General features: G+C 50.1%; 3 protein-coding genes. All 3 read left to right on the plus strand.

Features of this window, described 5'->3' with window-relative positions; all coding sequences use genetic code 11:
* The first annotated feature begins 580 nt into the window (after window positions 1–580).
* Window positions 581–3,685, plus strand: a complete 3,105-nt coding sequence (locus INT22_RS04925) for a bifunctional diguanylate cyclase/phosphodiesterase (RefSeq protein WP_193061197.1) — start codon at window positions 581–583, stop codon at window positions 3,683–3,685.
* A gap of 269 nt (window positions 3,686–3,954) precedes the next feature.
* Window positions 3,955–4,281 (plus strand): hypothetical protein, encoded by a 327-nt coding sequence (locus INT22_RS04930; RefSeq protein ID WP_141239978.1) that lies wholly within the window; start codon window positions 3,955–3,957, stop codon window positions 4,279–4,281.
* A partial coding sequence (locus tag INT22_RS04935) for a hypothetical protein (protein WP_193067798.1) occupies window positions 4,281–4,902 on the plus strand: 622 nt, incomplete at its 3' end. The genes INT22_RS04930 and INT22_RS04935, both read left to right, overlap by 1 nt.

The following is a 4,902-nucleotide window of genomic DNA, read 5'->3' on the forward strand; positions in this document are numbered from 1 at the left end:
TAAATGAGATGCTGGGTATCTTGTGATACTTTCAAGTGCTTTATTGCAGCGTTGAAAGTGTCCGTTAAGGTCAAATTCATAAACGCCATCAGGGTGATTCACAAACAGGGAGCGGTGCCACTCAGAAAGTGTGCGCCGGATCGAAGCGCATAATGTAAACCAGCGCGTCAGGCAGCATCAATTTTGCCTATTCAATTAGCGCGACCAGCGTTGTGGTGAGTGGCGCTCCGGCGGCGATCAGCTCGTGGATTTCCTGCTGGGCCTCTAGTAGCGGAAATTCATGGTGCATAACGCGCCCTTTTCATGCATGAGGCTCAAGGGTCGTATGACTGTATTTATGTTTAATTCTGACGCGTAGCTATTCAACTCGTACCATGTAACTAAACATAAGTGATAGCAACGTAAAAGTGCTCCTCCTTTATGCTAATTCTCGCGATATCCGACTAAAGCTATTGCATTGCTTGCCGATACTAAAAGACGCCAAAAAAAATGTAAGGAAGTCTCCCATGCGTCATGAGTTCAGGCCGTCATTATTTTGCCCCTTAGCAAACCTTCAGCTCTGTTTCATTGAGGAGTGTTAATGGTTGCACCATTGCCACCGAATGAAGCAGACCGTTTGCGTGCGATGTGGCGCTATATCCGTCATAACCAGGCTCCTGACGCTGTTTTAGATGCTATTACTCGTTCTGCCGCCAAGTTTTTTGACGTTCCAATTGTGCTGATCAGCTTGGTTGAAGAAGAGTGTCAGTGGTTCAAGAGCCAAGTGGGCCCCGAAATTGCCAATATCCCCCGTGACGTCTCGTTCTGCGCTTATACTATTTTGGAAAACGAGCTTTTGGAGGTGGTGGATGCCACTGTGGATGCCCGTTTCCAGAATAATCCCTTAGTCACCGGCCCGCCTTATATTCGCTACTACCTGGGAGCGCCGCTAGTGACGCCCGACGGGTTTTCTATTGGCACGCTGTGCCTGATAGATCACCGCCTAAGGGCCATAGGTGACGAGCATAAGCGTCATTTGCAGACCTTAGCCCACCAGGTCATGAGTCATCTGGAATTGCAGCGGCTTCAGCGTCTTGAGCAACTTATTAATCACGCGGGGCTGGGTGTTTGGGAGCTCGATGTAAGCTCCAATACGATATGGAGTAATGAGGCGTTTCTACGCTTGCATGGCGCTTCGCCGTTAACACCTAGTAGCCGCTTTGAGCTCGCAAGTCACTATTTGCCTGAAGATCGCGACACACTGGAAAGCGGGTTGGGGAGAATCATTCATCAGGGCACTCCTTTTGACGCCTGCCTACGTTTGAAAGCCCCCGGCGAAACGGCGATTACCTGGGTACAGTTAACGGGTGCCTCTATCGACGATACGGTGCCTGCCCGTCATATTGCCGGTACCCTGCAGGACATTACGCTCCTTCAGCGGAACAAACACGAACTTGAGTGGCGTCACCGTATCGACGATCTAATCACTCGCCTGCAAGCGAGCATTATTGCTGGAGATAATATTTCTGATACGTTTTCAGGTGCGCTAGAGGCGCTGCTGTCGCTAACAGAGAGTGAATACGGGTTTATTGGTGAGGTGTTTAAGGATGAGAGCGGAGAGCCGTTTCTTAAGACCCACGCCATTACTGATATTAGTTGGGACGACGCTTCACGGACACTTTACCGTAAGGCACAAGCGCACGGTTTAGTGTTCTCTCAGTTAGACTCACTCTATGGTCATGTTCTGCGTACTGGCAAGCCGCTGATTAGCAATCGGCCTTCCCATGATCCAAGGCGTGGCGGACTGCCTAAAGGGCATCCTTCCCTCGATACGCTGTTGTGTCTGCCTGTCTCGGTGGAAGGCGAGATGGTTGCTATGCTGGGACTTGCCAACTGTGCTAAGGGGTATAGCAATGAAACGCTTACGTTGCTTGAGCCTTTGCTCCGGCCACTTGGTCAACTGATTCACGGCTTACGCTTGCGCCGTCAGAACGACGAAGCCTGGAAGCGCCTGGAGCTATCCTCCAAGGTGTTTTCTAGCAGTCGTGAAGCGATCATGATCTCGGATAGCGATAACCGCATTATTGAGGTTAATGAAGCATTTGAACGAATTACCGGCTATACCCGTGACGAAGTGCTTGGCAAGAACCCTCGGGTCTTATCGTCAGGGCGCCAAACGCCTAGCTTCTATCGGTCACTGTGGGCATCGCTGAACGAGAAGGGATATTGGCAGGGGGAGGTGATTAATCGACGCAAAAACGGCGATCCATTGCCAGAGATGCTGTCAATTTCAGTGGTACGCAATGAAACTGGTGACACTACCCATCATGTTGCCGTTTTTTCCGACCTGACGCGCATCAAGCAGCATGCGGATGAGCTGTTTCGAGCGGGGTATGTGGATCGCCTGACCGCGCTGCCTAATCGCCGCCACATGATTAAGCTTATGCATGAGGCACTTGATAGCAGCAAGCCAGATGAAACCCTGGCAATAGCGGTACTTGACTTAGACGGGTTTCAGGAACTCAATTTGAGATTTGGTCGAGCGGGGGCTGATCGAATCCTGGTGGTTTTGGCTGGACAATTAGTCGATGCGCTAGGGGCAGGTGATCTTATCGCTCGTATTGGGGGGGATGAGTTTGCTTTTCTGCTGCACCGATTTGAGGGTGGTATTGAGCGTTTAAATCTTATACTTCAACAGGTTACGAAACCACTGACGATACCTGAACTAGGGGGCACAGATAAGGCGCCGCTGAGACTGACTGGCAGCCTAGGCGTTACACTCTTTCCTGCTGATCACAATGATCCTGACACCCTGTTACGTCACGCCGACCAAGCGATGTATCGCGCCAAAATGGCCGGTGGTAATCGTTTCGTCCTATTCGATCCTGAGCGCGAACAAGAGCTTAAGAACCTTCAGATCCGGCGCGGACAAATTGCACGTGCACTTGATGCAGATGAGTTTGTGCTCTTTTACCAGCCGCAGTTTGATCCAGTCTTTCAGCAGGTCACCGGTGTAGAGGCGCTGATCCGCTGGCAGCACCCCGAGCGCGGGCTGCTGGCCCCCGGTCAGTTTCTACCCGCGATTTCTGGTAGCGAACTAGAACTGAGCTTTGATGCATGGGTGCTCGAAACAGCGCTGAAGCAGATGGAGGAGTGGCATGCCAGCGACATCATGCTGGAGGTATGCATTAACCTAAGCCCCCAGTCACTCACCCGAGCCGATTTCTTCGATACGCTGCAGGGTGCGTTGGCCGCACACCCAGATGTGTCGCCAGCACTGCTATGCCTTGAGGTACTGGAGTCTGCTGCGCTGGACGATTTGCAAGCCGCGACACAGGTCATGCGTGCCTGTCGCTCGCTAGGGGTGAACGTTGCCTTGGATGATTTTGGTACGGGGTATTCGTCGCTGACCTATCTACGTGATCTGCCTGTGGATGTGGTTAAAGTAGATCGCAGCTTCGTTATTAACATGTTGGAGCGCGATCATGATTTGGCCATTGTTGAGAGCGTTGTGTATCTGGCTAAACGATTCAATAAAAAAGTCGTCGCGGAAGGGGTTGAGAGTAACGCTCACGTCAAACGACTGACAGAAATGGGCTGCCATTTGTTGCAAGGATTTGGTATCGCCCGTCCCATGCCGGCAAAGGCGTTGCAGACGTGGTACGAACATCCCTCAAAAATGCTCAAAGAACTCAACCTTACCTGATAGCTAGCGGCCAGAAGACAGCGCTACGACAGGATATAAACGTCCATCAGAATGAATTAGCAAAAGGAAATAAAATGTTAATTTAACTAAAAAGTAGCGTTGACTTATACAGGGCGGGTCTGTGATTATAAATAATAATTAATATTTCAAAAAACTCGATAGCGGGAGTGAGCGTGTTTTCATGCCGAAATACAGCCGTCATTTTCGGCATATTAGCCAGTTTTTCCTGCGTTCAAAGCTATTATAGCCAGCCAGTTTATGCAGATAGCTTGGATGATTTCGCTGCACAGCTGTTATGTCGTGATGAAGCTGATTGTCCCTCCTCGCAAAGCGCAGTACCCCGAACCCCCTTAGTCATCGAAGGCACCGTTCTGCCTGATGATGCTGCCCGTGGCGTTGATGAAGAACAGGCCTTTTTTATTCAACAGGGCGCTTATTTGAATCAAACGGGCGCCTTGGTATCGCTTGAAGGCAGCGCTATCGTTGTAACGCTGCCAGAGCGAGGCCAATTAAAAACGGGTAGCGGAACAGCAGTAGTAACAGCGCCGCTATCTGCTCCTGTCATTATCACTATACCGAGCGAAAAAAGAGAATAATGCGTCACTACCTGAAAAATGGGAGGGTTTGGCTTTGGCTACTCTTCGTACTCAATATTGCCTACTTAGTTTATGAGTTAGCGTTTAACAGCCGCTTGGTGGATGCATCGGTTGCCCGCTTATCGAGCGGTGATATTAGAGCGCTGGAATTAGAGGGGCGGATACTGTCGGGTATCGGACTTAGCTTGCTGCTACTACGCCTGATCACATTAAAAAATAAGCCAACCAAGTTGTTTATAAAGCAGGTGACGCTGGCGATTGCCATTGGCTTCCCGGTCATGTTTTTTGGTCAGCGCATCTTAGTTGACGTATTGATTGATCGCACTTCTGCCGAGCAGCGCATGGATGCTCAGCATCTTCTGCTGATGAAACGGGGTCTTGCCACTAACTCACTGCAGTTGGAAGGTATTGCGTTTGATGAAGAAGATCTCGATTCACCTCATACGCGTAGCTTTCTTTCTGTATTAGGGCTGATGACGTTTGTCTCTCCCGCCTTTGTTGATGATCTCAAGGCAGAGGCAGAGCGTATTATCCATCAAGTGGCGACAAATGAAGCGAGTAAGGAGCTACCTGAAAGCTACCAAGGCTATGAAACGCTAAGTGGTTATGCAAAAGTTATCG

Source organism: Halomonas sp. 3D7M (genome assembly GCF_014897885.1).
GTDB lineage: Bacteria > Pseudomonadota > Gammaproteobacteria > Pseudomonadales > Halomonadaceae > Vreelandella.

Excerpts from the sequence above, each read along its gene's own strand:
- INT22_RS04925 (WP_193061197.1), top strand. The coding sequence starts at position 581 with ATGGTTGCACCATTGCCACCGAATGAAGCAGACCGTTTGCGTGCGATG.